Annotated in this window: 21 protein-coding genes; 12 read left to right on the plus strand and 9 right to left on the minus strand. The window is 64.1% G+C overall.

Going from position 1 to position 24538, the window contains the following annotated elements; all coding sequences use genetic code 11:
• Positions 1-296: 296 nt before the first annotated feature.
• From Q0030_RS39090 to Q0030_RS39105, 4 genes are all read left to right on the plus strand, one after another.
• Positions 297-2255: an AsmA family protein gene (locus Q0030_RS39090; RefSeq protein ID WP_298380047.1), complete on the plus strand. Its 1959-nt coding sequence runs from the start codon at positions 297-299 to the stop codon at positions 2253-2255.
• A gap of 176 nt (positions 2256-2431) precedes the next feature.
• A complete protein-coding gene (locus Q0030_RS39095; protein ID WP_298380049.1) occupies positions 2432-3817 on the plus strand; it encodes an ABC transporter substrate-binding protein in 1386 nt (461 codons plus the stop codon).
• Positions 3818-4008: 191 nt separating this feature from the next.
• Entirely contained in the window at positions 4009-4878 is an 870-nt protein-coding gene (locus tag Q0030_RS39100) for a sugar ABC transporter permease (protein WP_298380052.1), read from the plus strand.
• Positions 4875-5726 carry a carbohydrate ABC transporter permease gene (locus Q0030_RS39105; RefSeq protein ID WP_298380054.1) on the plus strand — a complete coding sequence of 284 codons (852 nt, stop codon included), beginning with the start codon at positions 4875-4877 and terminating at the stop codon, positions 5724-5726. The genes Q0030_RS39100 and Q0030_RS39105 overlap by 4 nt, the downstream gene beginning before the upstream one ends.
• A gap of 64 nt (positions 5727-5790) precedes the next feature.
• On the opposite strand, the gene Q0030_RS39110 is transcribed toward Q0030_RS39105, so the two are convergent.
• The 3 genes from Q0030_RS39110 to Q0030_RS39120 are packed head-to-tail and all read right to left on the minus strand — an operon-like array spanning position 5791 to position 8617.
• Positions 5791-6606 carry an ABC transporter permease subunit gene (locus tag Q0030_RS39110; RefSeq protein ID WP_298380057.1) on the minus strand — a complete coding sequence of 272 codons (816 nt, stop codon included), beginning with the start codon at positions 6604-6606 and terminating at the stop codon, positions 5791-5793.
• A complete protein-coding gene (locus Q0030_RS39115; protein ID WP_298380059.1) occupies positions 6606-7520 on the minus strand; it encodes an ABC transporter permease subunit in 915 nt (304 codons plus the stop codon). The genes Q0030_RS39110 and Q0030_RS39115 overlap by 1 nt, the downstream gene beginning before the upstream one ends.
• A complete protein-coding gene (locus tag Q0030_RS39120) occupies positions 7517-8617 on the minus strand; it encodes an ABC transporter ATP-binding protein (protein ID WP_298380106.1) in 1101 nt (366 codons plus the stop codon). The genes Q0030_RS39115 and Q0030_RS39120 overlap by 4 nt, the downstream gene beginning before the upstream one ends.
• 399 nt (positions 8618-9016) lie before the next feature.
• Here Q0030_RS39120 and Q0030_RS39125 point away from each other — a divergent pair, with 399 nt between their 5' ends.
• The gene (locus tag Q0030_RS39125) at positions 9017-10246 is read left to right on the plus strand and encodes a tetratricopeptide repeat protein (RefSeq protein WP_298380108.1); all 1230 of its coding nucleotides are present in this window, start codon (positions 9017-9019) and stop codon (positions 10244-10246) included.
• Positions 10247-10448: 202 nt separating this feature from the next.
• On the plus strand, positions 10449-11387 hold the full coding sequence (locus Q0030_RS39130) for an IS1595 family transposase (protein WP_298380061.1): 939 nt from the start codon (positions 10449-10451) through the stop codon (positions 11385-11387).
• 181 nt (positions 11388-11568) lie between these two features.
• Here the strand turns inward: Q0030_RS39130 and Q0030_RS39135 are convergent, their stop codons facing one another.
• From Q0030_RS39135 to Q0030_RS39150, 4 genes are all read right to left on the minus strand, one after another.
• A complete protein-coding gene (locus tag Q0030_RS39135; RefSeq protein WP_298380063.1) occupies positions 11569-12645 on the minus strand; it encodes a RelA/SpoT domain-containing protein in 1077 nt (358 codons plus the stop codon).
• Positions 12646-12793: 148 nt separating this feature from the next.
• The gene (locus Q0030_RS39140; protein ID WP_298380066.1) at positions 12794-14260 is read right to left on the minus strand and encodes a glycerol-3-phosphate dehydrogenase; all 1467 of its coding nucleotides are present in this window, start codon (positions 14258-14260) and stop codon (positions 12794-12796) included.
• A 337-nt stretch (positions 14261-14597) separates the two neighbouring features.
• Entirely contained in the window at positions 14598-16121 is a 1524-nt protein-coding gene (locus Q0030_RS39145; protein ID WP_298380069.1) for an ABC-F family ATP-binding cassette domain-containing protein, read from the minus strand.
• A gap of 354 nt (positions 16122-16475) precedes the next feature.
• Positions 16476-19163 (minus strand): EAL domain-containing protein, encoded by a 2688-nt coding sequence (locus tag Q0030_RS39150; protein WP_298380072.1) that lies wholly within the window; start codon positions 19161-19163, stop codon positions 16476-16478.
• A gap of 268 nt (positions 19164-19431) precedes the next feature.
• Between Q0030_RS39150 and Q0030_RS39155 the strand changes: the two genes are divergently transcribed.
• Positions 19432-20535, plus strand: a complete 1104-nt coding sequence (locus Q0030_RS39155; RefSeq protein ID WP_298380074.1) for an NAD(P)/FAD-dependent oxidoreductase — start codon at positions 19432-19434, stop codon at positions 20533-20535.
• Between the two features lie 94 nt (positions 20536-20629).
• On the opposite strand, the gene Q0030_RS39160 is transcribed toward Q0030_RS39155, so the two are convergent.
• Positions 20630-20815, minus strand: a complete 186-nt coding sequence (locus tag Q0030_RS39160) for a DUF465 domain-containing protein (RefSeq protein ID WP_050422666.1) — start codon at positions 20813-20815, stop codon at positions 20630-20632.
• A gap of 240 nt (positions 20816-21055) precedes the next feature.
• Here Q0030_RS39160 and Q0030_RS39165 point away from each other — a divergent pair, with 240 nt between their 5' ends.
• The 3 genes from Q0030_RS39165 to Q0030_RS39175 all read left to right on the plus strand — a co-directional run bounded on the left by Q0030_RS39165 (position 21056) and on the right by Q0030_RS39175 (position 21928).
• Positions 21056-21262 (plus strand): DUF465 domain-containing protein, encoded by a 207-nt coding sequence (locus Q0030_RS39165; protein ID WP_024583705.1) that lies wholly within the window; start codon positions 21056-21058, stop codon positions 21260-21262.
• A 186-nt stretch (positions 21263-21448) separates the two neighbouring features.
• The gene (locus Q0030_RS39170) at positions 21449-21658 is read left to right on the plus strand and encodes a hypothetical protein (RefSeq protein WP_050401735.1); all 210 of its coding nucleotides are present in this window, start codon (positions 21449-21451) and stop codon (positions 21656-21658) included.
• Positions 21659-21676: 18 nt separating this feature from the next.
• Positions 21677-21928, plus strand: a complete 252-nt coding sequence (locus Q0030_RS39175) for a hypothetical protein (RefSeq protein ID WP_050422668.1) — start codon at positions 21677-21679, stop codon at positions 21926-21928.
• Between the two features lie 6 nt (positions 21929-21934).
• Here the strand turns inward: Q0030_RS39175 and Q0030_RS39180 are convergent, their stop codons facing one another.
• Positions 21935-22471 carry a GGDEF domain-containing protein gene (locus Q0030_RS39180; protein ID WP_363323543.1) on the minus strand — a complete coding sequence of 179 codons (537 nt, stop codon included), beginning with the start codon at positions 22469-22471 and terminating at the stop codon, positions 21935-21937.
• 332 nt (positions 22472-22803) lie between these two features.
• Here Q0030_RS39180 and purE point away from each other — a divergent pair, with 332 nt between their 5' ends.
• Both purE and Q0030_RS39190 read left to right on the plus strand, forming a co-directional pair.
• On the plus strand, positions 22804-23292 hold the full coding sequence (gene purE, locus Q0030_RS39185; RefSeq protein ID WP_298380083.1) for a 5-(carboxyamino)imidazole ribonucleotide mutase: 489 nt from the start codon (positions 22804-22806) through the stop codon (positions 23290-23292).
• On the plus strand, positions 23289-24392 hold the full coding sequence (locus Q0030_RS39190; protein WP_298380086.1) for a 5-(carboxyamino)imidazole ribonucleotide synthase: 1104 nt from the start codon (positions 23289-23291) through the stop codon (positions 24390-24392). Before purE ends, Q0030_RS39190 begins: the two co-directional genes overlap by 4 nt.
• The last annotated feature ends 146 nt before the right edge of the window (positions 24393-24538 follow it).

The raw sequence follows: 24538 nt of genomic DNA on the forward strand, positions 1-24538 counted from the left end.
CCTTGAGGAGACCATCGAGTGCCGATTTGGCGTCGGGATAAACCTTGTTCATGCAATGAATACCTGATGGAGGGCGCGGAACGGCTCTGTCCAGCGGATTATTAGGCGAAATCTTCGCAATGCGTCAATCATGGCCCCGTGCGGCGGCGGGCGGCGGCCTGCGACATCAACATGGCCTTGAAAGCGACAAGAAAACCCTTCAAGTTGCGTGGGTTGGCACCGGCTTCCATTGCGCAGCCGGCAGTGTTCGACGACGACCCGACAAAACTCAACCCGACCCGGATATGTCATTGACGATGGCCCAAGGAATTAAGCGCCTGGGGATGCCGATCGCGGCGCTTCTCGGCCTGGCGCTCGTCGGGCTGGTCGGAACGTCGTGGTTCCTCAACCGGGACGCGCTGCGGAGCGCGGTAGAAGCGCAGATTCGCGCCGTGACCGGGCTCGAGCTCGTCGTCAACGGCCCGATCGACGTTTCGGTGTTTCCGGGCAGCTATGTCTCCTTTCATGATGTCGGGCTGAAGGGCGCCGATACCACCGACCCGGCCTTGCAGGTCGACGTGCTGACCGCGAACCTGCGCCTGCTGCCGCTGTTGCTGCGGCGGTTCGAGATTGCCGACGTCATGATGCTCCGCCCGCATATCCATGTGGTTCGCGACAGCGTCGGCGAGAGCAACTGGACCCCGTTCGTCGAGACCATCGCCAAGACGATGACGCCCGGCGCCGAGAACCAGGTGTCATTCTCCGAAATCCGGATCCAGGACGGCGAGCTGAATTACGAGGACGGCACCAACCACATCTCCGAACAGCTCGGCGATATCGATCTTTCGCTCGCCTGGCCCTCCATCTCGCGCTCCTTTGCCGCAACCGGCCAGTTCGACTGGCGCGGTGAGCGCGTCGACGGCTCGATCAGCGCCAGCGATTTCGTCGCGCTGCTGTCGGGCGACCGCTCCGGCCTCAAGGCGCGGCTTGCCAGCGCGCCGCTGAAGATCGCGTTCGACGGAACCGTCGCCAACCGCACCAGCCTGATGATGGAAGGCACCGCCACCATGGACTCACCGTCGCTGCGCAACGCGCTGCGCTGGATGGGACAGGCGCCGCCCGGCGGCGGTGGCGGCTTCGGCCGCTTCGCACTGAAGGCCCGCGCCAATGTGGTCGGCGGCTCCGTCGCGCTCACCAATGTCAATGTCGAGCTCGACGGCAATGTCGCCGAGGGCGTGATGACCTACGCCAATAACGGCCGGCAGACGCTGCAGGCGACGCTTGCCGCCGGCAATCTCGATTTCACGCCGTACATCTCGACGTTCCGCCTGCTGGCCAGCGGCCAGCGCGACTGGAACAGGCAGCTGTTCGACCTCTCCTCGCTGTCGTCGACCGATCTCGACATGCGCCTGTCGGCCGCCAAGGTAACGGTCGGCCCGTCCAAGCTCGGCCGCACCGCGTTCGGCGCCAATCTGCGCGGCGGCGCGCTCGCGCTCAGCGTCGGCGAGGCGCAGATGTATGGCGGCATCGCCAAGGGCTCGTTCGCCATCGCGCGCTCGGATGCGGTCGCCGACGTCAGGGCACAATTCCAGTTCACCGATGTCGATCTGCAGGCCTGTGCCAGCGAACTGTTCGGCATCACCAAGCTGTCCGGCCGCGGCAACCTCAACGTCTCACTGACGGCCTCCGGCTCGAGCCCGTTCGGGCTCGCATCGTCGCTGGACGGCACTGCGACGCTGAACGGGCATGACGGTGCGATCGCCGGCTTCAATGTCGAGCAATTGCTGCGGCGGCTGGAGAAGCGGCCGCTGTCCGGTGGCGGCAATTTCCGCTCCGGCTCGACGCCCTATGACAATCTCAGCATCTCGGTGAAATTCGCCGACGGCGTCGCGACCGCCGACGACATCCATGTCGTGAGCCCCGCGGCGAAGATCACGTTGACCGGCACCGCCTCGGTGCCGTCGCGCGAGTACGATCTCAAGGGCGTCGCCAGCCTGACCTCGGCGGCTGCCGGCGGCACCGCATTCGATCTGCCCTTCGTGATTCAAGGCCCGTGGGACGATCCGCTGATCTTCCCCGATCCGGAAAGCCTGATCCGCCGCTCGCCGGCATCCGCCCCGCTGCTCGATGCCGTGAAGGATCGCAAGACCCGCGACGCGGTGCGCTCGGTGATCGAGCGCTTCACCGGCGGCGCCGCACGACCTGCGCCCGATGCCGCTGCCGGCGCGCCCGGCAACGCACCGGCGACGGCGGCCGAGAATGCCAAATCGAACTGACCAAGGTCGAACTGATTGATCCATTCACTTTCCGCATCAATGCAGCGGGACTGATCCACGCTCTCCCGCGAGCCCCCTACAGAAGTCGTCGACGCGGCATCTTTATCGGGTCACGGGCATGCGCTAGTGTTTTCCCTAACCGGTTAAAAAAACCGGCCTCATGAGGGGAGAAGAACGTGAGATCCAAGGTTATCGGTGCGCTATCAATTGCGGTCGCTGCGGTCGGCCTCTTCGCCGCAACTGCACCCGCTCTGGCCCAGGGCAAGACGATCACCGTCTGGTGGGGCAAGGGATTTTACAAGTCCGAAGACGACGCGCTGCTCGATACGATCAAGAAATTCGAAGCCAAGACCGGCATCAAGGTCGAACTGTCGCAATACGCGATCCAGGACATGATCCCGAAGACGGTCGCCGCGCTGGATTCCGGCACCGTCCCCGACGTCGCCTATTCCGACACCTACGATGTGCAGGCCCAGGGCAAGTGGGCCTTCGAGGGCAAGCTCGAAGACCTGTCCGACATCATGCTGCCGATGAAGGACGCCTTCGCGCCGAACACGCTGGAAGCGGCCCTGCTCTACAATGACGTCACCAAGAAGAAGTCCTATTACGGCTTCCCGCTCAAGCAGCAGAGCATGCACGTCCAGATCTGGGGCGACATGCTGGAAAAGGCCGGCTTCAAGGCCGCCGACATCCCGACCAAGTGGGAGGATTACTGGACGTTCTGGTGCGACAAGGTGCAGCCGGGGATCCGCAAGGCGACCGGCCAGCGCATCTACGGCGTCGGCCAGCCGATGGGCGTGGAATCCACCGACTCCTTCCAGTCGTTCTACACCTTCATGGACGCCTACCACGTTAAGCTGGTCGACGACGACGGCAAGCTCCTGGTCGACGATCCCAAGGTGCGCGACGGCCTGATCCACGCGCTGAAGGACTATACCGACACCTACATCAAGGGCTGCACGCCGCCGTCCTCGACGACCTGGAAGGACCCGGACAACAACGTCGCCTTCCACAACAAGACGATCGTGATGACCCACAATTTCACGATCTCGATCGCGGCGAAGTGGTTCGAGGATTCGACCAACCCGGCGCTGACCGACGCGCAGCGTGCCGCCGGCAAGCAGGCCTATGAGCACGACATCATCACGGCGTCGTTCCCGAAGGCACCGGACGGATCGACGATCCGCTACCGCTCCGACGTCAAGACGGGGCTGATCTTCGCCAACGCCAAGAACAAGGCGGAAGGCAAGCAGTTCATCAGCTTCCTGATGCAGGAAGACAACGTCCGGCCCTATATCGAAGGTGCACTCGGCCGCTGGTTCCCGGTGACCAAGGCCAGCCAGGCGAGCCCGTTCTGGCAGGCCGACCGGCATCGCAAGGCGGTCTGGAATCAGTTCACCGGCGGCACCGCGCCGTTCGACTTTACCAAGAACTGGAAGTTCACCATCCTGAACAACGAGAACGTCTGGGCCAAGGCCATGAACCGCGTCGTCAGCGAGAAGGTGCCGGTGGACAAGGCCGTCGACGAACTGATCGCGCGTATCAAGCAGGTCGCGGGGTAACGTAGAGGATGACCAGCACTGCCGACATTTCCTCCGCGTCGTCCCGGCGAAAGCCGGGACCCATACGCCGCGGCAGTAATTTGGTAGAGTCTGGTCGACGGCTTTCGCGCGACGGCTGGGCCCTGTGGTTATGGGTCCCGGCCTTCGCCGGGACGACGACGTAGGCGGCATCTCGTTCCAAGAGTAACCGAATGGCAATCACGCTCTCCGCATCCGATACCCCCGCGCCGCCGCTGTCGGCGCGGCTGTCGCCGCCGCAGGTCTGGGGCATCGCGCTGCTCGCGCCGTATCTGCTCGTCTTCCTCGCCTTCGTGGTCTATCCGGTCGGCTACGGCCTGTGGCTGGCGCGCCATCCGTCGAGCTATGTCGCGCTCTATAATGACCCGATCTTCGCGCGCGCAGCCGTCAACACGCTGATCTTCCTGGTCATCGGCATCAACATCAAGATGCTGATCGCGCTGTTCCTGTCCGGCTTCTTCGCCCAGCAGCGGCCCTGGATCAGGTGGCTGTCTGTCATCTTCATCCTGCCCTGGGCGGTGCCATCGATCCCGACCATTCTCTCCGTGCGCTTCATGCTCAATCCCGAATGGGGCGTGGTCAACCAGCTGATCTTCAAGTTCACCGGCGACGATGGCCCGAACTGGCTCAACGATCCGGCGGTCGCGCTCGCAATGGCGATCGGCGTGCACATCTGGAAGTCGCTGCCGTTCTGGACGCTGATCCTGCTGACCGGACGGCTCGCCATCCCGCACGATCTGTACGAGGCGTCCGACGTCGACGGCGCCAATTGGTGGCAGAAATTCCGCTACATCACCTGGCCGTCGATGCAGACGCTCTACATCACCTGCACGCTGCTCTCGATGATCTGGACGCTGGGCGACTTCAACAGCGTCTATCTGCTCACCGGCGGCGGCCCTGCCGACCTCACCCACGTGCTCTCGACGCTGGGCATCCGCTATCTCAGGCTCGACCAGCTCTCGCTGGCGATGGCCTCGATCGTCTGCGCGATGCCGTTCGTGCTGCCGCTGGTCTATTACATGATGAAACGGTTGTCGCGATGAAGCTGCCCACCCTCCGCGAAGTCGGCACCGAAGCCAAGCTGCTCCTGATCGGCATTCCGGTCTTCATCTGGACCATGATCCCGATCTACCACATGTTCGTGTTCGCGATCTCCCCGAAGGAGGACGCGTTCACCGGCAAGCTGTGGCCGACGCATCCGACGCTGCATAATTTCTCGATCGTGTTCCACCAGCAGCATTACTTCCTGCGCGATTTCTGGATCCAGTTCTGGAATTCGACCGTGATCGCGCTCGCCGTCGGCGCGCTGACGCTGTTCGTCGCCACCGCCGCCGCGTTCTCGATCTCGCGGCTGCGCGTTCCGGGTGGCCGGGCTGTGATGAACCTTGCGCTGTTCACCTACTTCATCCCGGCGGCATTCCTCGCCGTGCCGATGTACCGCACCATGGGCACCTACGGCCTGCTCAACAACCACTGGTCGCTGATCCTGGCGATGGTCACGATCGCCGCGCCCTACGCGATCTGGGTGCTGAAGCAGGCCTCCGACAAGCTGCCGGTCGAGCTCGACGAGGCCGCGACGATGGACGGCGCCACCACGCTGCAGCTGTTCCGCCTGGTCTATGTGCCGCTGATGATGCCCTCGCTGGTTGCGGTCGGCACTTATGCGATCCTGCTCGCCTGGAACGAATATCTCTACGCGTTCCTCTTGCTGTCGAAGGACACCGACATCACCCTGCCGGTCGCGCTCGGCAACTTCCTCGCCGCCGACGATTCGCCGTGGGAGCTGTTGATGACCACCGGCTTCATCTACGCGCTGCCGCCGGCCGCGGTGTATTACGCCTTCAAGCGTTACATGGTCGGCGGGCTGACCGCGGGCGCCGTCAAGTCGTGAGGCCAGAGCGTTTTCGAGCGAAGTGGACACCGGTTCGCGTGAAGAAAACGCGTCAAACAAGAATCTACAGCGGTGCGGCGCTCTCGCCGCGCGCGTTCGACAGTTTCGAGGCGAACGAGGCGACCACGATGATCACGGCGATCAGCGCGATCACCAGCGTGCAGATCGCGTTGATCTCGGGTTTCACGCCGAGCCGGACCTCGGAATAGATCCGGATCGGCAGCGTCGCCGAACCTGGACCGGTGGTGAAGCTCGCGATCACCACGTCGTCGAGCGACAATGTGAAGGCCAGCATCCAGCCGGCGACGATCGCCGGCACGATCAGCGGCAGCGTCACCAGAAGGAACGCGCGCACCGGATCGCAGCCGAGGTCCATCGCGGCCTCCTCCAGGCTGCGGTCGAGCGTGGCGAGACGCGACTGCACCACGACGGCGACAAAGCACATCGTCAGTGTGGTGTGGGCGATCGTCACCGTCCAGAAGCCGCGCTCGGCGTTCAGCGCCACGAACAGCAGCAACAACGACAGGCCGGAGATCACCTCCGGCATCACGAGCGGCGAATACAGCATGCCGGAGAACAGTGCCCGCCCCCGGAACCGCTCGCCGCGCGCCAGCCCGACCGCGGCCAGCGTGCCCAGCAATGTCGCCAGCGTCGCCGATACCGCGGCGACCGACAGGCTCATCCACGCCGCCTCCAGCATGGCGCGGTCGTTGAAGAACTCGTGGTACCAGCGCAGCGACCAGCCGCCCCACACCGTCACCAGCCGCGAGGCGTTGAACGAGTAGATCACGAGGATGACGATCGGCAGATAGAGGAACGCCAGCCCGAGCGCCAGCGATGTCATGTTGAAGCGCGTGAGGCTGGTGACGGTGCGCGCCATCAGCGGTTACTCTCGAGCTGGCGGCGTTGCAGGCGGTCGTAGAGCACGAGCGGCGGCACCAGCAGCAGCAGCAATGCGACTGCCGCGGCGGAGGCCACCGGCCAGTCCTTGTTGGTGAAGAACTCGAGCCACAGCGTCTGCCCGATCATCAGCGAATTGGACCCGGCGAGCAGATCGGGGATCACGAACTCGCCGACAACAGGAATGAAGCAGAGCAGCGCGCCGGCGCCGACGCCCGGCAGCGACAGCGGGAACGTCACCAGCCAGAACGCCTGCAGCGGCGAGGCGCCGAGATCGCCTGCCGCCTCCAGCAGCGAGGCATCCATCTTCGAGAGCGTCGCATAGAGCGGCAGGATCATGAACGGCAGATAGGAGTAGACGATGCCGAGATACATCGCGCTGTCGGTCGACAGCCAGACCACCGGGGCGGACACGATGTGTAGCGCCAGCAGGATCTGGTTGAGCAGGCCGTCATGCTGCAGGATGTTGATCCAGGCATAGATGCGGATCAGGAACGAGGTCCAGAACGGCACGATGACCAGCATCATCGCCACGGCCTGCCAGCGCTGCGACAGCCGCGCCATGCCGTAGGCGATGGGATAGCCGATCAGCAGCAGGATCAAGGTCGAAGTCACGGCGACGACGAGGCTGCGCAGATAGGACAGGATGTACAGATTGTCCTGCAGCAGCAGGCGGAAATTGTCGAACGACAGTTGCGCGAACGCGGCGGCAAGCGCCGCGCGGCCTTCCGTGAAATCGAACACCGGGGTATAGGGCGGCTGCGCGATCGCGGTCTGTGACAGGCTGATCTTCAGCACGAAGCCGAACGGCACCAGGAAGAACAGCACCATCCAGAAATAGGGCGCGATGGCGGCGAGCCGCGCCGGCCGGGCGAAGATGCGGCGCGCGCTCATTGCTCGAGCACCAGGCAGTCGTCAGCGGTGAACCACGCCACCACCCGCTGGCCGGCGAGATAGGCGTCGACGTCGAGCCGCGCGGTGTTGGCCATCGACGACCGCACCACCGCGCCGGATTCCAGCCTCACCCGATAGCTCGTGACGCCGCCAAGATAATTGACATCGGCGACGACGCCCTCCAGCCGGTTGATCGCCTGCGATCCGCCCGCGTCCGAGGCCGGCGCGCGGCGCGACAGCTTCACCTTCTCGGGACGAATCGCGACGCTGACGACCTCCTTGGTCACCGGCGGCCACAACTCGCTGACCGCGAGCGTACCGGCTTCGGCGGTCGAGACCGTCAACCGTCCATTCTCGCGGGCGGCAACCTGGCCGTTGAACAGGTTGATGTCGCCGACGAACTCGGCGATCCAGCGCGAGGCCGGCGCCTCGTAGAGATTGCGCGGGGTCGCGACCTGGACCAGACGGCCGGCATCCATAACCCCGATCCGGCCGGCCATCGTCATCGCCTCCTCCTGATCGTGGGTGACGATGATGAAGGTCATGCCGAGCCGGCGCTGCAGCTCCATCAGCTCTCCTTGCGTGCTCTCGCGCAGCTTCTTGTCGAGCGCGGCGAGCGGCTCGTCGAGCAGCAGCACCTGCGGGCGGCGCGCCAGCGAGCGCGCCAACGCGACGCGCTGCCGCTGTCCGCCCGAGAGCTGATCGGGCTTGCGCTTCTCGAGCCCCTCGAGCTTGACGAGGGCCACCATCTCCGCAACGCGGCTCGCGATATCGCCGCGCGCCATGCCGGCGCGCCTGAGGCCGAAGGCGATGTTGTCGCGCACCGACAGATGCGGGAACAGCGCGTAGTTCTGGAACATCATGTTGACGGGCCGCTCATGCGGCAGCACCGGGGCGATGTCGTTGCCGCCGAGCAGGATGCGGCCCTCGTCTGGCGTCTCGAAACCGGCCAGCATCCGCAGCAGCGTGGTCTTGCCGCAGCCGCTCGGGCCGAGCAGCGCGAAGAACTCGCCGGCGCGAATGTCGAGCGAGAGCTGGTCGACCGCGCGGAAATTGCCGAACGACTTGGCGACGCCCTCGATCCGCAGCAGCGGCATGTCCGAGACGGCCGGTTCAGGCAACGGCTTTGCCGCCTCCGCACTCGCTTCGCCCGATGTCACGTCCGCAAGCCCCGATTCCCCACCAGGTCCAATCCTGGCGGCAAGCTAGCGGCGGATCGCCATCGGCTCAACCGCCTCGCGGACATCTCCCGCAATATTGTCGGCTTCCGCGCCTCTGCTAGAGCGTTTTCAAGCGAAGTGGAAACCGGTTCGCGTGAAGAAAACGCGTCAAAACAAAAAGCTAGAGCTTCGGTTCTGATTCAATCAGAACCGAAAATGCTCTAGACTTCGCAGCCAAACTCGGGAGGACAACCGATGATTCACGACCGCTACGGCTTGCCGCTGACCACCACCTCGGACCGCGCCGCCGCCTATTATGTCGACGGCGTCGATCGCATGCTGGCGGCGCTGCACGGCGCCGACTCAGCGTTCGAGGCGGCGATCGCCGAGGACCCCGATTTCGCGTTGGCCCATCTCGGCCGTGCCCGCGTCCACCAGCTCAACATGGAAGGCGCCAAGGCTCGCGCCAAGGCAAACGATGCGCGGCAGCTTGCGGCGGCCGCGACCCCGCGCGAGCGCCAGCACATCGAAATCATCGCGTCGGTGATCGAGGGCCAAGGCAAGAAGGCGATGACAGCAGCCGAGCAGCATCTTACCGAGTATCCGCGCGATGCGCAGATACTCTCGCTGTTGCTCGGCGCCTTCGGCCTCTACGCCTTCTCCGGCCGGTCCGACCATGACGCCGCGCGGCTCGCAATCTCGGAACGTTACGCCAGCGACTATGGCGACGACTGGTGGTTCCTCACCTATCTCGGCTGGTCGAAGACCGAGGCCGGCGACCTCGTCTCGGGCCGCGCCGTCACCGAGCGCGGCTATGCGCTGAAGCCGGAGAACGCCGGCGCCGCGCACGCGGTGGCGCATGCGCTGTTCGAGCAGGGCGACGCGGCGGAAGGCCGCAGCTTCCTCTCCGCCTGGCTGCCGGCGAATGATCGCACCAGCTTCCTGCAGGGCCATCTCGCCTGGCACCTCGCCTTGATCGCGATCGAGGAAGGCGACGCCGACGGCGCGCTCGCGATTTACGAGCAGCACATCAAGCCGGCGGGCCGGCCCTATCCGCCGCTCAACATCTACACCGACACGGCCTCGCTGCTGTGGCGACTGTCGGTCGCCGGCAAAACGGGTCTCGAACCGTACTGGAAGGATGTCGCCGCCTATGGCGACGGCTACTTCCCGAAGGCCGGTGCGCATTTCGCCGACGTCCACCATGCGCTGGTCGCAGCCACGACGAACAATGATGCGCTGGAGACGCGATTGACCGAGATGGCGGCGCGCGACGCCGACGGCAAACTGGCGCCCGGCCCCGCTGCGATCGGACTCGGTCGCGGGATCGCGGCCTTCGCGGCCGGCGATCATGACAGCGCCGTGCGCATCCTGGCGCCGCTGATGCCCGAGCTGGTGCGGATCGGCGGCAGCCATGCGCAACGCGAATTGTGGGAGGACACCTTCATCGTCGCGTGTCTCCGCGCCGGCCAGGGCCGGCAAGCAACGAACCTGATCTCGGAGCGGCTGCATCGCCGTCCATCCAAGCGTGACCTCGCCTGGTCGCAGGAGGCCGCGCGGCAATAGAAGCTGTTGGACCTGTTCTCCTTCCCCCTGAAAGGGGGAAGGTCGGGAAGGGGGTCGGCCGCAAGTGACGACGGTTGTTGTGGAGACAGGATCCCCACCCGCGTTGCTTTGGCGAGCAAAGCGACCTCCCCTTTTGCAAGAGGAGTTATCACCTTGACTGAACACTCCGGAAATGGGATATTGGCCTCAAAGAGATAGGCCAATGCCCGCCACGGTTGATCTGACGAACCCGATTTTCACGAACCTTGAAGCGGCCCGGAAGCACTTTGAGGCCATCCGTTGGCCTCAGGGTGCCTGTTGCCCGTTCTGCGGTTCGTTTGATCGCGTTGCGCCGCTCGGTGGCAAGTCGATGGGACCGGGCTGGTATCACTGCAAGGACTGCCGCAAGAAGTTCACGGCGGCCGTTGGCACGATCTATGAGCGCTCGCATATCCCGATGACGAAATGGCTTCTGGCGACGCACCTGATGTGCGCCAGCAAGAAGGGCATGAGTGCGCACCAGCTTCACCGCATGATTGGGCTGCCTTACAAAACGGCGTGGTTCATGGCACATCGCATTCGTGAAGGCATGCGCGAACTGAACCCCGCGCCGACGCCTATGGGCGGCGAAGGCAAGACCGTTGAGGTTGACGAAACCTATATCAGCGGCAAGGAAAAAAATAAGCACTGCAACAAGCGCAATGCTGAGAACATCGGCGGCAGCAAGGAGATTGCCTTCGCTATCGTTGAGCGTGGTGGCAAGGTCCGTACTCAGCATGTTGCTAGCGTGACCTCTAAGACGCTACGCGAAACGCTAGTGTCGCAGCTTCACGCCGATACCAAGCTGATGACGGACGACGCTGGACAGTATCGCCACATGCACAAGGATTTTGCTCATGAGGTCGTCAATCACGGCATCGGAGAGTATGTGCGCGGCGACGCTCATACGAACACGGTTGAGGGTTACTTCTCGATCCTTAAGCGCGGCATTACTGGCACCTATCATCATGTCAGCGCACAGCACTTGAAGCATTATCTCGCTGAATTTGACTTCCGATACAACAAACGATCGGGGCTTGATGTCACAGATGCAGAGCGCGCCACAAAGGCGGTTGCTGGCGTGGTCGGAAAGCGAGTGACGTATCAAGAAACTAATGGATGACCGTACTAGGTTTCGGTCTGGACGCCACGGCGCGCGCGGCCCTTATGAGCCGCGCGACCCACGCCAGCTTTCGTTTTCTTTTTTGAAGGACGACGATTCTTAGGTCGTGGCGGGGTGTTCGCCATACGGCGAATTACCTCGTCACGCCTGCGTGCGATCTCGTCGCTGTCGAAGTCGTCGCTCATGCTTTAAGGCCATATTGAGCCATCATCGCGCTATGTGTCTCCGGGTCAAGTATTGCATACGCTCGAACCATCATGCTCACAAAATCTTTCACGTCGTTGAAGTAGTTCCGAAACGCGGACTTCATTTCCTCGACGTTTCTAGCGCCCACTAAAACGATATTGTCCTCTGGAAATTCCTTTTCAAGTTCGAGCAGTTTGGCGGACGCCTCTAACTCAAGATCGAACTGATAAAGCCTAAACCCGTCTGTCTTACTGATACGCAAAATGATGTGGTCTGCCTCTATGCGGTCTCCAACCCAATCGTTAATGACGAGGTTGACAAGCATCTGCATCACACCAATTTCGCCATTTAGCTTCTCGAATGTCGCATACAATTCTTTATTGCTTAACTCGACAAACAAGCGCGGCGGAGATTCTTCCAGCGTCCTGGCGAGCATTTCGCTAGCGAGGCGAAACAACTCAATATAGCGACGGTCGCCACGGTCGAATTTTGGCTGATGCTCGGTGACTTCGGTTACGACCTCGACGGCTGTAGCCCATGCATGCTGAACGTTCGTTCGATACTGAATCTCAATAAGAAGGCCGTCGCACTTCGGATTTCCCTTCTTAGCCTTAGATCTATGTTCGTAGATGTCGTGGATGCCACGGTAGCCGCGATCCGAGGGCTTTTCTATGTAGTTGTACTTATTTTTCTCATTTTTGAGGATATGCTTGAATTTTGCGTGATGAACCTTGGTACGAAATTCGTGTAGCGCTTTGGGGTTCGGAAATATCAGCCGACAACCAGCAACGTCGTCCATGCGAGCAAGCTGCATTCCGTCATGGCGCGACAATTTGTCGATAATCGTTGAGCGGCGCTTTAATCGCTGCGCCACCTGCACATCCAAGTTCTTGGCCCTGGCTCGCAAGAGCGACTGAAACGAGTTGATTACATCACGATGAGCCATCCTCCACGATTCTAGGATATCCGCCTGTCCCGCTTCCAACTTGCCGCTCCGCAGCGCCTCGCCAGCGCGATTAATCGCACCCTTCGAGCCCCAGTGGGGCAATTCTTCCTGCTTCGCCATGGCCATCAATGTCGCCTCAATAGACCCACTTTCGGTCCACTGCCGGAGCACATCGAGGGGGACGCCTTCTCCGTGTGGGAGGCGAGTTATAAACCTGTGATAATGTGCAGTCAAAGTGATAACTCCCTTTGCAAGGGGAGGTTTGAGAATGCGCTCAATCGCCTTTCGCCATGAACGCGGCGAGCGCATCGCGATCCGCTTGCGGCATGGTCAGGCCGAGCTTGGAGCGGCGCCACAGGACGTCGTCGGGGAAGCGCGCCCACTCCTTGCGCATGAGGTAGCGCACCTCCGCGCCGGTCAGCTCCGGGCCGAAGGCCGGACCGAGATCGGCCTTCTGCTTCGCATCGCCCAAGACGTCCTTGACGTTCAACCCGTAGGCGGCCACCAGCCGCCGCGCCTCGTCCTCGCTCAGGAAGCGCCAGCGGTCGCGCGCGATCTCGACCTCGGTCTCGAAGCGCTGCCAGGCGAATTCGCCGCCCGGCAGCGGCACGGTTGCGGTCCAGCGCGGCGTCATCGGATAGAACCGGCTGAACTTCGAGACCGCTCGCTCGGCGCGACGCCGCGCGGTGGTGACATCGCCGCCGAAGATGGTGAGCAGCGGCGCCTTGCCGCGCCGGAAATCGAGTGACGCCGCACCATCACTGCTGCGCCGGCGCACGGGAGCGACGACGGAATTGGCGCCGGAAATCGTGCGCAGCACATCGGCCGGAGTGATCTGCTCGCGAAAATAGCGATTGGCTGCGTCGCAGAGATAGGCCACTTCGCGCACTCCCATCGCGACAATGGCCGGATCGCCCTTGAAGGCATGACTGACACTGCCGATCAGGGTGAAGTCGCGCGCGTAGGGACTGGCGAAGATCAACTGTCCGTCCGCGTTCTGGAACGCATAGACGTTGTCGCAGTCGAACAGGCGGCGCACCACGATCTGGCTGGTCTGCACGGTCGCGAGCGGAGGCGCCGGTACGCGCAACACGGTGTCGGCGACGGATGCGGTCCATGCGCCGGTCGCATTGACCAGCGACCGCGCTGTGATCACCCGGCGATAGCCGCGGTCGATCGCGACCAGCCGCCAGATTTCGCTGCGCTCGGCCCGGGTCACGCGCGCGCCGGTGCGGATATCGGCGCCGCGTGCCGCGGCATCGACGGCGTTGAGGACGACGAGCCGGGAATCGTCTACCACGCAGTCGGAATATTCGAACGCGGTTCCAAACGGCCGCTTCAGCGCGTTGCCGACCGGATGGTGAGTGACATCCAGCGTCGTCGAGCGCGGCAAGCCGCTGCGTGAGGCCAACCGTTCGTAGAGCAGCAGCAACGACCGCAATTGCCACGGCGGTCGCTCCTCGGCATGCGCCGGAATTGCAAAGCGCGCCGGCCGCACCAGATGCGGCGCGATGCGCAGCAACACATCGCGCTCCCTCAGCGCCCTGCGGACGCGGAAGAACTCCCGCCGTTCCAGCCCGGCCAGATCGCCGTGGACCAGCCGCGGCGAGGCCTGCGACGCGCCGGAGCCGAGATCGCCCTGCTCCAGCAGGATCACGCGCAGGCCGCGGCCGGCCGCATCGCGCGCAATGCTCGTGCCGTTCAGGCCACCGCCGATGATCGCGACGTCACAGTCCGCCATGCGCAACGCCTATCGCATTTCAATGCGAACGGAATACGTATTCGCACCCAAATTGCGTCAATGCGTGGCGCCTAACGGCATGATCGGGGTGAAGCGGTCTCACGGCACACTCCACCTCTCCCGCTTGCGGGGGCGAACGTACGCCTGCATGATTTCGGAATATTGGAATAGTGCAGCTGAGTTGCCCGACGTGTCAAGTAGCCTGCTGGAACGCCGGCCGCACCGGCTACTTTGCATGGGGTTGTTTTCGATATTTTGGCGGCGCTCCTCCTGCGACGGCCTCGCAAGCGGGAGAGGCACACCGTCTTCGCGACGGCTATCCAATCTGACTCCATCGCTAGTCCGCACCGACCGAGGCGAAGAAGTGTTCGGGGCCATCGACCTCGATCAGCTTCTTGCCTTCGATCACCCAGAACCGGTTGGCCACCGTCCGCACGAACTGGCGGTCGTGCGACACCAACAGGCAGCTGGCCTGCTGCTCCATCAGTTCCTCCTCCAGCGCCTCCTGGCCTTCGATATCGAGGTGGTTGGTCGGCTCGTCGAGCAGATAGAAGTTCGGCTGGGTGAGCCGCAGCACCAGCATGCCGAGACGGGCCTTCTGCCCGCCCGACAGCCGCCCGATCGGACGGCCCTGCATCTCGATCGAGAGCCCGGCGCCGGCAAGCAGGCCGCGCGCACGCTGGTCGCCGACCGCGAAGCGCCGCGTCAGCGTATGCAGCGGCGTGTCGCTATCCGCGAGATCGGCCAGCGCCTGATCGCAATAGCCAAGCACCAGCGACTCGGTGGCCCGGATCTCGGCGGCTGCCGCCTCCGCGTCCTCGATCGCCAGCCGCAACGCTGCGACGAACCGGGTCTTGCCGGCGCCGTTCGGCCCGAGCAGCGCGATCCGGTCGCCCTTGCAGATGAACTGCTGGCCGGTCCTGAACAGCTGCCTGCCGTCGGGGGTGGCGATCGCGGCGTTGTTCAGCCTGATCAGAACCTTGGCATGGGTATCGCGGTTGGCGAGCCGGATCGCTCCCGCCGAGCGTTCCACATGCGCCGGCTTCGCCGTCTCCTCCAGTCTCTCGGCGCGTTGCTTCAACTGCTTGGTCTTCGACAGCAGAAGGTCGCTGCCGGAGTTGATGCCGAGGTTGTTGAGCTTCGCGGCCTGCTGCCGGAGCTGCCGGACGGCCTTCATGTCGCGCTGGAAGCGCCGCTCGTCCGAGGCATCGAACTCGTCGAGCGCCGCGCGCGCCGCGGTGTAGGGCAACGCGAACAGCTGCGACCGTTCCGGGCGCAGGAACAGCGTCCGGTTGGTGACCGCATCGAGGAAGGCGCGATCGTGACTTGCGATCACCACCGGCATCTCGCGCGGCAGCGCATTCAGCCAGGCCTCGAGCCGGCCGATCTTGGCGAGGTCGAGATGGTTGGTCGGCTCATCGAGCAGCAGCACGTCGGGCTCGGTCACCAGCACGCGGGCGAGCAGCGCAAGCCGCAGCCAGCCGCCGCTCAATTGCTTCAGCGGTCGCGCCCACAGTTCCTCCGGCACATCGAGCGATTGCAGCGTGACGTCGACCCGCCAGCCTTCGCTGGCGCGCTGCTCGCCGGGTAGCGCCTCGCGCACGGCGGCATGGAACGGTGCATCCAGCAGTCTTGACGGTGCATCCTGCTCGACATGGCCGACGGTCAGGCCGCGCGCGCGGGTGATGTCGCCTTCATTGGGCTCCATGCTGCCTGCGATACAGCGCAGCAACGTGGATTTGCCGCGGCCGTTGGCGGCGACGAGGCCGATCCGGTCGCCGGCATTGACGACAAAATTCAGTTCGGAAAACAGCGGCGCGTTCAGCGTCACGCCGAGATTGCGTACATTGATGAGGGTCACGATCAATTCTCTGGTCTTGCCGGCAATCACGACATCCCGCGGCGTCCAGCCATCATCGGATATGCGTGTCGAAGCGCGGCGAGGGATTCAAATGCGGGCGCGAACGCTCAAACGTTCGACGCCGCATGGCCACGAAGGGCAGACCAGGAAGAGATTTTACCCGAGTTTCCGGTCAGCCCTGCAAACGCATTTGCAGGGCGTTGACGGGGCCACGCCTGAGGTGGTGATCGATGAATGTCGCCACGACGCAGCCCTCCTTTCTCGGCAAGAATGTTGTGGTGGGCCGAGATTTAACCGGACGTGCCGCGGATGGCAAGCACCGCCGGCCGGGCCGGTCCGACGGTTCAGGCCGATTTACCCGGCTCTGCGCACGGTTTCGGCAAGCAGGTCGCCGCCGACCAGCGCGGCAAATTGACCGATCGGGGCCGGCCTGCCGATCAAATAGCCCTGCACCGCGTCGCAACCTTCTTCCGCGAGGAAGCCGAGTTGCGCTTCGGTCTCGACGCCTTCGGCGACGATCGACATTTCGAGGCCGTGGCCGAGATCGATGACCGCGCGGACGATCGCGGCGGATTGCGGATTGCGGCCGAGATTGATGACGAAGGCGCGGTCGATCTTGATCTTGTCGAACGGAAACGCCTGCAGGTAGCTCAGCGAGGAATAGCCGCTGCCGAAATCATCCATCGAGATACGCACGCCGAGCGTCTTCAGCCGCCGCAGCAGCGAGAGGCCGCGGTCGAAATCCTCGATCAGCACGCCCTCGGTGATTTCGAGCTCGAGCCGGTCGGGCGTCAGCCCGGTCTCGAGCAGGATCGAATGCACGAGCCCGACGAGGTCGCCATGGGTGAACTGCGCCGGCGACAGGTTCACGGCGACCTGCATCGGCACCGCCCAGGAGGCGGCCTCACGGCAGGCTTCGCGCAAGATCCATTCGCCCATCTCGACGATCAGGCCGCTTTCTTCCGCGAGCGGAATGAAGTCACTGGGCGGCACGAAGCCGCGCACCGGATGGTGCCAGCGCGCCAGCGCCTCGAAGCCGATGATCTGGCTGCCCGCAACGCTCGCGCCGGTGGCCGCCTGCGGCTGGTAGTAGAGCGACAATTCGCCGTTCTTGATCGCGACCGACAGCTCCTGGTGCAGCACGCGGCGATCGCGGATCTGCTGGTCCATCTCCGGCTCGAAGATCGAGATCGTGCCGCGCGACTTCGCCTTGGCGCGGAACAGCGCCGCGCCGGAATTGGCCAACAGCGAGGCCGCGTCGGATCCGTTATGCGGGAACACCGCGACCCCCGCGGTGAGACCGGTGCGCACCGACTTGCCGTCGATCGCGAAATCCTCACCCAGCGCCTCGGCGGCCTGCTCGGCCAGCGCAATGCCGGCGGCCGGCTGCTGGCCATCGATGATGAGGCCGAATTCGTCGCCGGACAGCCGCGCGACCACGCCGCCCCGCGCCACGGTCTGCAAGCGCTGCGCGACTTCGATCAACACCTTGTCGCCCATCGCGTGGCCGTAGACGTCGTTGATCTCCTTCAGCCCGTCGAGGTCGACGCAGAGCACGGCGAATTCCTCGTCGGTACCGTCGCACGCCTCGATCATCTGGGTCAGCGCCTGCAGGAACGCGGCGCGGTTCGGCAGATCGGTCAGGCCGTCATGATAGGCCATGTGCGCCATGCGCGACTCGGTCTGGCGCCGGTCGGTGACGTCCTCATGGGTCTTGATCAGATATTGCGGCTCGCCATGGTCGTCGAGCACGGTCATGCGGCGGGTCAGGAACAGCCGCAGGCCGTCCTTGGTCGAGATCGGGTGCTCCTCGGCGATCATGCTGCGCTTCCTGATCGCAGCCTCGTCGCGGGCGACGATCAACTTGGCTTCGCGCGCATTGAAGATGTCGGACGCCGTCAGCCCGGCGGCGTCCTCGCGGCGGCGGTTGAGGATCGTCTCGGCGCTGCGGTTGGCCAAGAGATAGCGGCCATCGCTGACGCGCTGCACGATCAGCGAGACCGGGATGTTGTCGACCACGAGCTCGAGGAATTTCTTGTTGTTCTCGAGCTCGCGCGACAGCGAACGGCGGTCGGTGACGTCCTCGAACAGCGCGATCAGGAATTCCGGATCGCCGGCCTCGTTGCGGGCGATCACGCGGTTCGATGCCAGGATGCGCTTCTCCGAACCGCGTTCGACGAAGAATTCGCTGCGGTGATAGCCTTGCGGCGCGTCCAGCGCCGCGCGGTCGGCGGTGTCAATGCTCACCGCAGTCTCGGGACGGAAGATCTCGTCGGCCCGCTTGCCCACGATGTGATCGCGCGAGAAGCGCGAGAAGCGCTCGAACGCGCGATTGGCGAAGATGTAGCGGCCGTCCTCGATGTTCTTGGCCGCGACGCAGACCGGAACGTTGTCGAGCACGGATTCGAGGAATTGCGTGGTCGAGGCGAGCTTGCGCGACAGCTTGCGCTGGTCGGTGCAATCGAGATGGGTCGCGACCGAGCCGCCGTTCGGCAACGGGAAATATTTCACCAGCACCGCCCTGCCACCGGGCAGTTCGGTGACCAGCCCATCGGGCGTTGCAGCCCTGGCAAAGAAATCCTCGGCACTGATGTCGAGCACGCCGCGGTCGCGGCGCAGCTCCAATAGCTCGGTGCCGGTCATGTTGCGCCTGATGTCGGCGCGCGACAGGCCGTAGATGTCAAGATAGCGGTCGTTGCAGAACACGATGCGCTCGCGCGCATCGGTCATCACCACGCCCTGGTTCAGATGGTTGAGGGCGGACGACACGAAAGCGTTGCGCCGCAGTTGCGCGCGCTTGGCCTTGCGCAGGGCCGAAAGGATCCACAGCCCGACCGCACCGAGGAAAGAGGCAACCACCACGCTGCCGATCAGGAGCTCCCAGACCACGCCGGGATCGAGGTCACCAAGATAGGCTGACGGTGCGAAGGCTTGGGAGGCGGCCCGGGCTGCAGCGACCGGCACGACGGCTGCGATCAGGCAAAGGATGGCCCTTGCCGGAATCGAAATCTTCCCGCCCGCCTGCCACTTCCTGCCAGCCATCACTCACCCGCGGATTTCCAGGGCGAGTGTCCGGCTCCGGCGGTTTGGATCGGGTAAACGCGTAGGGATGCAACTGGAAAATGCCACTTAATGTACGGCAATTGCCCTGACATGATTAATGCTGCCCTAACAGGGCATGGCTCCCCAACTATTTGAGATGGCCCAAGCACTTGCCTAATAAGCACTTGCCCAAAACGATGGGATCGGCTGAACGATGTTGGCGGCAACGGCGTGGTTGCCGCGGAAATGTTCGGACGTGAAGGACGAGATGGACAGGGTTGATTGTGTGGTCGTCGGTGCGGGGGTGATTGGCCTCGCCGTGGCGCGCCGGCTGGCACAGGCCGGCCGCGAAGTGATTGTGCTCGAGGAAGCCGAAGGGATCGGCACCGTCACCTCGTCGCGAAACAGCGAGGTGATCCACGCCGGCATCTACTACCGGGCCGGCAGCCTGATGGCGCGGATGTGCGTGAGCGGCAAGCGGGCACTTTATCGTTACTGCGCCGAGCACGGCATCCCGCACAAGAATTGCGGCAAGCTGATCGTCGCCACCACGGCCAAAGAGACCGAGAAACTGCAGTCGATCCGGGCCCATGCCGAGGCCAACGGCGTCGACGACATGGAGCTCCTGTCGGGCGAGGCGGCGCGCGCGCTGGAGTCGGCGCTGAACTGCGACGCGGCGCTGCTGTCGCCCTCCACCGGGATCATCGACAGCCATGCCTACATGCTGGCACTGCGCGGCGACGCCGAGGCGGCCGGAGCGGCATTCGCCTTCCATACGCCGCTGCTCCACGCCAGGGCCACAGCCAACGGGTTCGAGATCGAGGCCGGCGGCGCGGCGCCGATGACGCTGGCCTGCGATCTCCTGGTTAATGCCGCCGGTCTCGGCGCAACGGCGGTCGCGCGCAACGTCGAGGGCATGCCGATCGAGTTGATTCCAACGGCCTATCTGGCCAAGGGCAATTACTTCAGCTGCAGCGCCAGGGCGCCGTTCTCGCACCTGATCTATCCGGTGCCAGAGCCCGGCGGGCTCGGCGTGCACCTGACGCTCGACATGGCCGGACAGGCGAGGTTCGGCCCCGACGTCGAATGGATCGATCACATCGATTACGCCGTCGACCCTGATCGGGCCGAGCGGTTCTATCCGGCGATCCGGAAATACTGGCCGACCCTGCCGGACGGGGCGCTGATGCCGAGCTACTCTGGAATCCGGCCCAAGATCGTGCCGCCGGCGGTCGCAACCCAGGATTTCCTGATCCAGGGACCGGCCGATCACGGCGTCGCGGGCCTGATCAACCTGTTTGGGATCGAATCGCCCGGACTGACGTCGTCGCTCGCAGTCGCCGACCACGTCGGCGAGCTGGCGAAGCTCTGAGCAAATGCAACATAGCCTCCCCGGGGGATGCGCGCCGCGGCGTTCATCCCTCGGTGAAAGGCCAGATTATTTGCAAATTTGCGGAGGAACCGGCTTAGTGGACCGTGTCGTCGGCGGAAAGTCTCAACCGCTCGATTTGGTCCTTGACCATCAACTTGCGGCGCTTCAGCTCGCAAATGTGGAGATCGTCTACAGAGGGGTGAACGAGCGCTTCGTGCAGTTCGTTCTCGAGTATTTTGTGCTTACGCTCCAGCTCAACGAGATGGGCCTGTATTGCCATTGCGAACACTCCTCGGTGCGTTAAACCTCAGGTTCGATCCGGACCAATAAGTCTACACGAGTGGGCGGTGCTGTCGATAGGGGACGCAAAATGCCGCACGCACTCATTTCGGTTTATCTGTAACTAATCGTGACTATGGAACCGGTTCGGCTTGCGCGGCGCGCGCTCAGGGAGGATATTCCGGCGAGCGGCTGCTTCGGCCGCAACAACCTCGTCGTGCTTACCAGTCAATACACAACCATGAACGATCAGGATGAGCGCGAACTCCTCGCCGAGCTTGCGCGTCTGCAACAAGAGCACCGCGACCTCGATGCCGCGATCGACGCGCTGCATCAATCGCCGGCGCCGGATCTCTTGATGCTGCAACGCTTGAAGAAGCGGAAGCTGCAATTGCGCGACCGCATCGCCTTCATCGAAGATCAGATCACGCCCGACATCATCGCCTGACGCTTGTCGCCGCGGTCCGGCGGTCGGCTGGTTCAGCTCCGGCGACGGTTTTCCCCGTCATCCACAGCGCCTCACTGGCTTCACGTTCGCGGCAACGGACGCGGGCGCGCTTTTCGGCGCTTGACTCCAAAAGAACAAAATAAGAACATGCTGATCCAGCCGCCAGCCATCAGAGGGAGTTTCGCCATGTCCGCACCGCCTTCCCTGCCCGACAACAGCCGCTACGAGAAGGCCTGCGATCAGGCGATCGCGATGTGCGACGGCAACCTGCGCAGCACCATCAAGGCGCTGATCATGGCCAACGAATATCTCGAAGCCGAGCTCGAGGAATTGCAGGCCGCGATCGCCGCCGGCTGCGTGCCGGCGCGAACCCATGCGGCGAGCGACGCCGCCTGATCTTCAGGGAGCGCAGCCATGGCGGACGTGACCTACTACGTGGCGCTGCCCTTCATGCAGGACGACGACGGCACGCCGGTCGCCGGCAGTGCCGAGGAATGCCAGAGCTCGGCGATCGCGCTGCGCCGGGCGGAGACGATGTCGCGGATGCCCGGCAGCATCGGCGCCGTCGCGTTCAGCCGCACCGGCGATCCCGCGATCGGCGAATTCGGCGATGCCAAGCTGCTGCGGGCCTACGGCAATGTGCCGGAGGATCTGAGCGCGCTTTAGTCCTTGCTAGCCGCTGGATTCATGGCGCCGCTGCGCCTTGCGCACATACATCGCACGATCGGCCTCCTCGAGAACGCGATCGGCATCCGAATGCGCGGTGAGGATCGCAACACCAGCGGAGGCGCCCGCAGAGATTTGGCTGCCACGGAACACGAAGGTCAGGCGGTCGATCGCCTCTTCCAGCGCAGCGGCCTTGGCGCGGGCATCGGTCTCGCTGAGATTCCACAGCAGCACCGCGAACTCGTCGCCACCGAGACGGCCGATCACGTCGGAGGCGCGCACCTGGTCCGATATCGCGGCGACGATCGTCTTCAGCACCTCGTCACCTGCCGCGTGCCCGAAGGCATCGTTGATCGGCTTGAGGCGGTCGACGTCGAGCACGATCAGCGCGCCGGAGGCCTGATAGCGCTTGATGAAGGAGAGCGAACGGACGAGCTCGCGCTCGAAGCCGCGCCGGTTCAGGATGTCGAGCAGGAAGTCGGTCTCGGCGGAGGCCTGCAGCTCCTCGATCCGGGCCTGGGCCCGCGCCAGCTGCGCCCGCAACCTGCGGATCGTGGATTTATCGCCGGACGCGACCGCGCCTCGGGTGGAAGCTTTGGTTCCAGCCGCTTTGGTTCCAGTCCCCGTTGTTGCCGTCCTGCCGGGTGCGGATTTGCGCGGGGCGGGCGCGCCTTTTCGTCGTTTTGCCGCCCCGGAGGCCGCCGCAGTCGTCTTCTTCTTCATGCGCATCCTTGTTGAGGCCTGCTTATGAAGGCTTGCCGGGATTCACCAAGACAGGATAGTCCATTCTAACTCCCTTGCCACGCCTTGGATGACGCCCGGGCCGCCCCTATAATCCGGCCTATGCTTTTGGATTCCTGCACAGAATTGAAGAGATGACCGCTCCGATCGCCATCATCATGGGAAGCCAGTCCGACTGGGAGACCATGCGCCACGCCGCCGAGACCCTGGCCGCGCTGGGTGTTGCCTGCGAAACGCGCATCGTTTCGGCGCACCGCACCCCCGACAGGCTCTACGCCTTTGCCAAGGGCGCCAAGGCGGCCGGGCACAAGGTGATCATTGCCGGCGCCGGCGGTGCCGCCCATCTGCCGGGCATGACGGCCGCACTGACGGAACTTCCGGTGTTCGGGGTTCCCGTCGAGTCGAAGGCGCTGTCCGGCGTCGATTCGCTGTACTCGATCGTGCAGATGCCGGCCGGCATCCCGGTCGGGACGCTGGCAATCGGCAAGGCCGGTGCGATCAACGCCGCGTTGCTCGCGGCGAGCGTGCTCGCGCTCAACGATCCCGCTTTGTCGGCCCGCCTTGCGGCTTGGCGCAAGCAGCAGACCGATGCTGTCAAGGAGCATCCGGAGGGCGCGGCGTGACGGCTTCGAACCTTGTGAAGCTGAAGCCGGGCGACACCATCGGAATCCTCGGCGGCGGACAATTGGGCCGGATGCTGGTGCTTGCCGCCGCGCGCCTCGGGCTTCGGTGCCAGGTGTTTTCGCCGGATCCGGACTCACCGGCCTTCGACGTGGTGCAGAACGCGACCTGCGCGGAATATGCCGACGTCGAGGCGCTCGAACTGTTCGCCAACGACGTCGACGTCGTCACCTATGAATTCGAGAATGTGCCGGCCGCGACCGCGATGGTGCTCGCCGCGCGCCGCCCGGTGCTGCCCGCGTACAAGATCCTCGAGACCACGCAGGACCGGCTGATCGAAAAGGATTTCGTCAGCAAGCTCGGTATCGGCACCTCCGATTATGCCGACGTCTCCTCGGTCGCCACGCTGCGCACGGCGATCGAGCGGATCGGCCTGCCTGCCGTGATCAAGACCCGCCGCTTCGGCTATGACGGCAAGGGCCAGGCCATCATCCGCGCCGGCGACGACCTCGAGCAGGTCTGGCAGGACCTCGGCACCAAGTCGGCCATCCTCGAGGCCTTCGTGCCGTTCGAGCGCGAGATCTCGGTGATCGCGGCCCGCTCCGCTTCCGGCGAGGTCGAGTGCTTCGACGTCACCGAGAACGAGCACCGCGACCATATTCTGAAGACTTCGCGTGCGCCGGCCGCGATCCCCGCGGAGCTTGCGGCGCAGGCGCGGGCGATCGCCGAAAAGATTGCCGCCGCACTCGACTATGTCGGCGTGCTCGCGGTGGAGATGTTCGTGGTGCCCGGTAACGGCGCAGCGACGGTGCTGGTCAACGAGATCGCGCCGCGCGTGCACAACTCCGGCCACTGGACGCTCGACGGCGCCTCGATCTCACAATTCGAGCAGCATATCCGCGCGATCGCCGGCTGGCCGCTGGGCAAGCCGGTGCGCCACGGCGAGGTCACCATGACCAACCTGATCGGCGACGACATCCTGAGCTACGAGCAGTGGCTCACCGTTCCCGGCGCCACTGTGCATCTGTACGGCAAGGGCACGCCGCGCCCTGGCCGCAAGATGGGGCACGTCACCGAAGTGACTCCGGCCTACAAGCCGTAATTCCACGCCGGCAGCCGCGGCCGCCTTCGCGTCATCGATGGAAATGGGATCGTGGCGACCACGATCCCATTAGAGCATCGGTTCTGATTGAATCAGAACCGATGCTCTGGCTTTGTGCTTTGACGCGTTTTCTTTACGCGAACCGG

It is taken from the genome of uncultured Bradyrhizobium sp., from assembly GCF_947648125.1.
Taxonomy (GTDB): Bacteria; Pseudomonadota; Alphaproteobacteria; order Rhizobiales; family Xanthobacteraceae; genus Bradyrhizobium.

What these genes read in the sequence shown, in the direction of transcription:
- Q0030_RS39090 (WP_298380047.1), top strand. Translation starts at nt 297, where the DNA reads ATGGCCCAAGGAATTAAGCGCCTGGGGATGCCGATCGCGGCGCTTCTC.
- Q0030_RS39100 (WP_298380052.1), top strand. Translation starts at nt 4,009, where the DNA reads ATGGCAATCACGCTCTCCGCATCCGATACCCCCGCGCCGCCGCTGTCG.
- Q0030_RS39105 (WP_298380054.1), top strand. Translation starts at nt 4,875, where the DNA reads ATGAAGCTGCCCACCCTCCGCGAAGTCGGCACCGAAGCCAAGCTGCTC.
- Q0030_RS39110 (WP_298380057.1), bottom strand. Translation starts at nt 6,606, where the DNA reads ATGGCGCGCACCGTCACCAGCCTCACGCGCTTCAACATGACATCGCTG.
- Q0030_RS39115 (WP_298380059.1), bottom strand. Translation starts at nt 7,520, where the DNA reads ATGAGCGCGCGCCGCATCTTCGCCCGGCCGGCGCGGCTCGCCGCCATC.
- Q0030_RS39120 (WP_298380106.1), bottom strand. Translation starts at nt 8,617, where the DNA reads ATGCCGCTGCTGCGGATCGAGGGCGTCGCCAAGTCGTTCGGCAATTTC.
- Q0030_RS39125 (WP_298380108.1), top strand. Translation starts at nt 9,017, where the DNA reads ATGCTGGCGGCGCTGCACGGCGCCGACTCAGCGTTCGAGGCGGCGATC.
- Q0030_RS39130 (WP_298380061.1), top strand. Translation starts at nt 10,449, where the DNA reads ATGCCCGCCACGGTTGATCTGACGAACCCGATTTTCACGAACCTTGAA.
- Q0030_RS39135 (WP_298380063.1), bottom strand. Translation starts at nt 12,645, where the DNA reads ATGGCCATGGCGAAGCAGGAAGAATTGCCCCACTGGGGCTCGAAGGGT.
- Q0030_RS39140 (WP_298380066.1), bottom strand. Translation starts at nt 14,260, where the DNA reads ATGGCGGACTGTGACGTCGCGATCATCGGCGGTGGCCTGAACGGCACG.
- Q0030_RS39150 (WP_298380072.1), bottom strand. Translation starts at nt 19,163, where the DNA reads ATGGCTGGCAGGAAGTGGCAGGCGGGCGGGAAGATTTCGATTCCGGCA.
- Q0030_RS39155 (WP_298380074.1), top strand. Translation starts at nt 19,432, where the DNA reads ATGGACAGGGTTGATTGTGTGGTCGTCGGTGCGGGGGTGATTGGCCTC.
- Q0030_RS39160 (WP_050422666.1), bottom strand. Translation starts at nt 20,815, where the DNA reads ATGGCAATACAGGCCCATCTCGTTGAGCTGGAGCGTAAGCACAAAATA.
- Q0030_RS39165 (WP_024583705.1), top strand. Translation starts at nt 21,056, where the DNA reads ATGAACGATCAGGATGAGCGCGAACTCCTCGCCGAGCTTGCGCGTCTG.
- Q0030_RS39170 (WP_050401735.1), top strand. Translation starts at nt 21,449, where the DNA reads ATGTCCGCACCGCCTTCCCTGCCCGACAACAGCCGCTACGAGAAGGCC.
- Q0030_RS39175 (WP_050422668.1), top strand. Translation starts at nt 21,677, where the DNA reads ATGGCGGACGTGACCTACTACGTGGCGCTGCCCTTCATGCAGGACGAC.
- purE (WP_298380083.1), top strand. Translation starts at nt 22,804, where the DNA reads ATGACCGCTCCGATCGCCATCATCATGGGAAGCCAGTCCGACTGGGAG.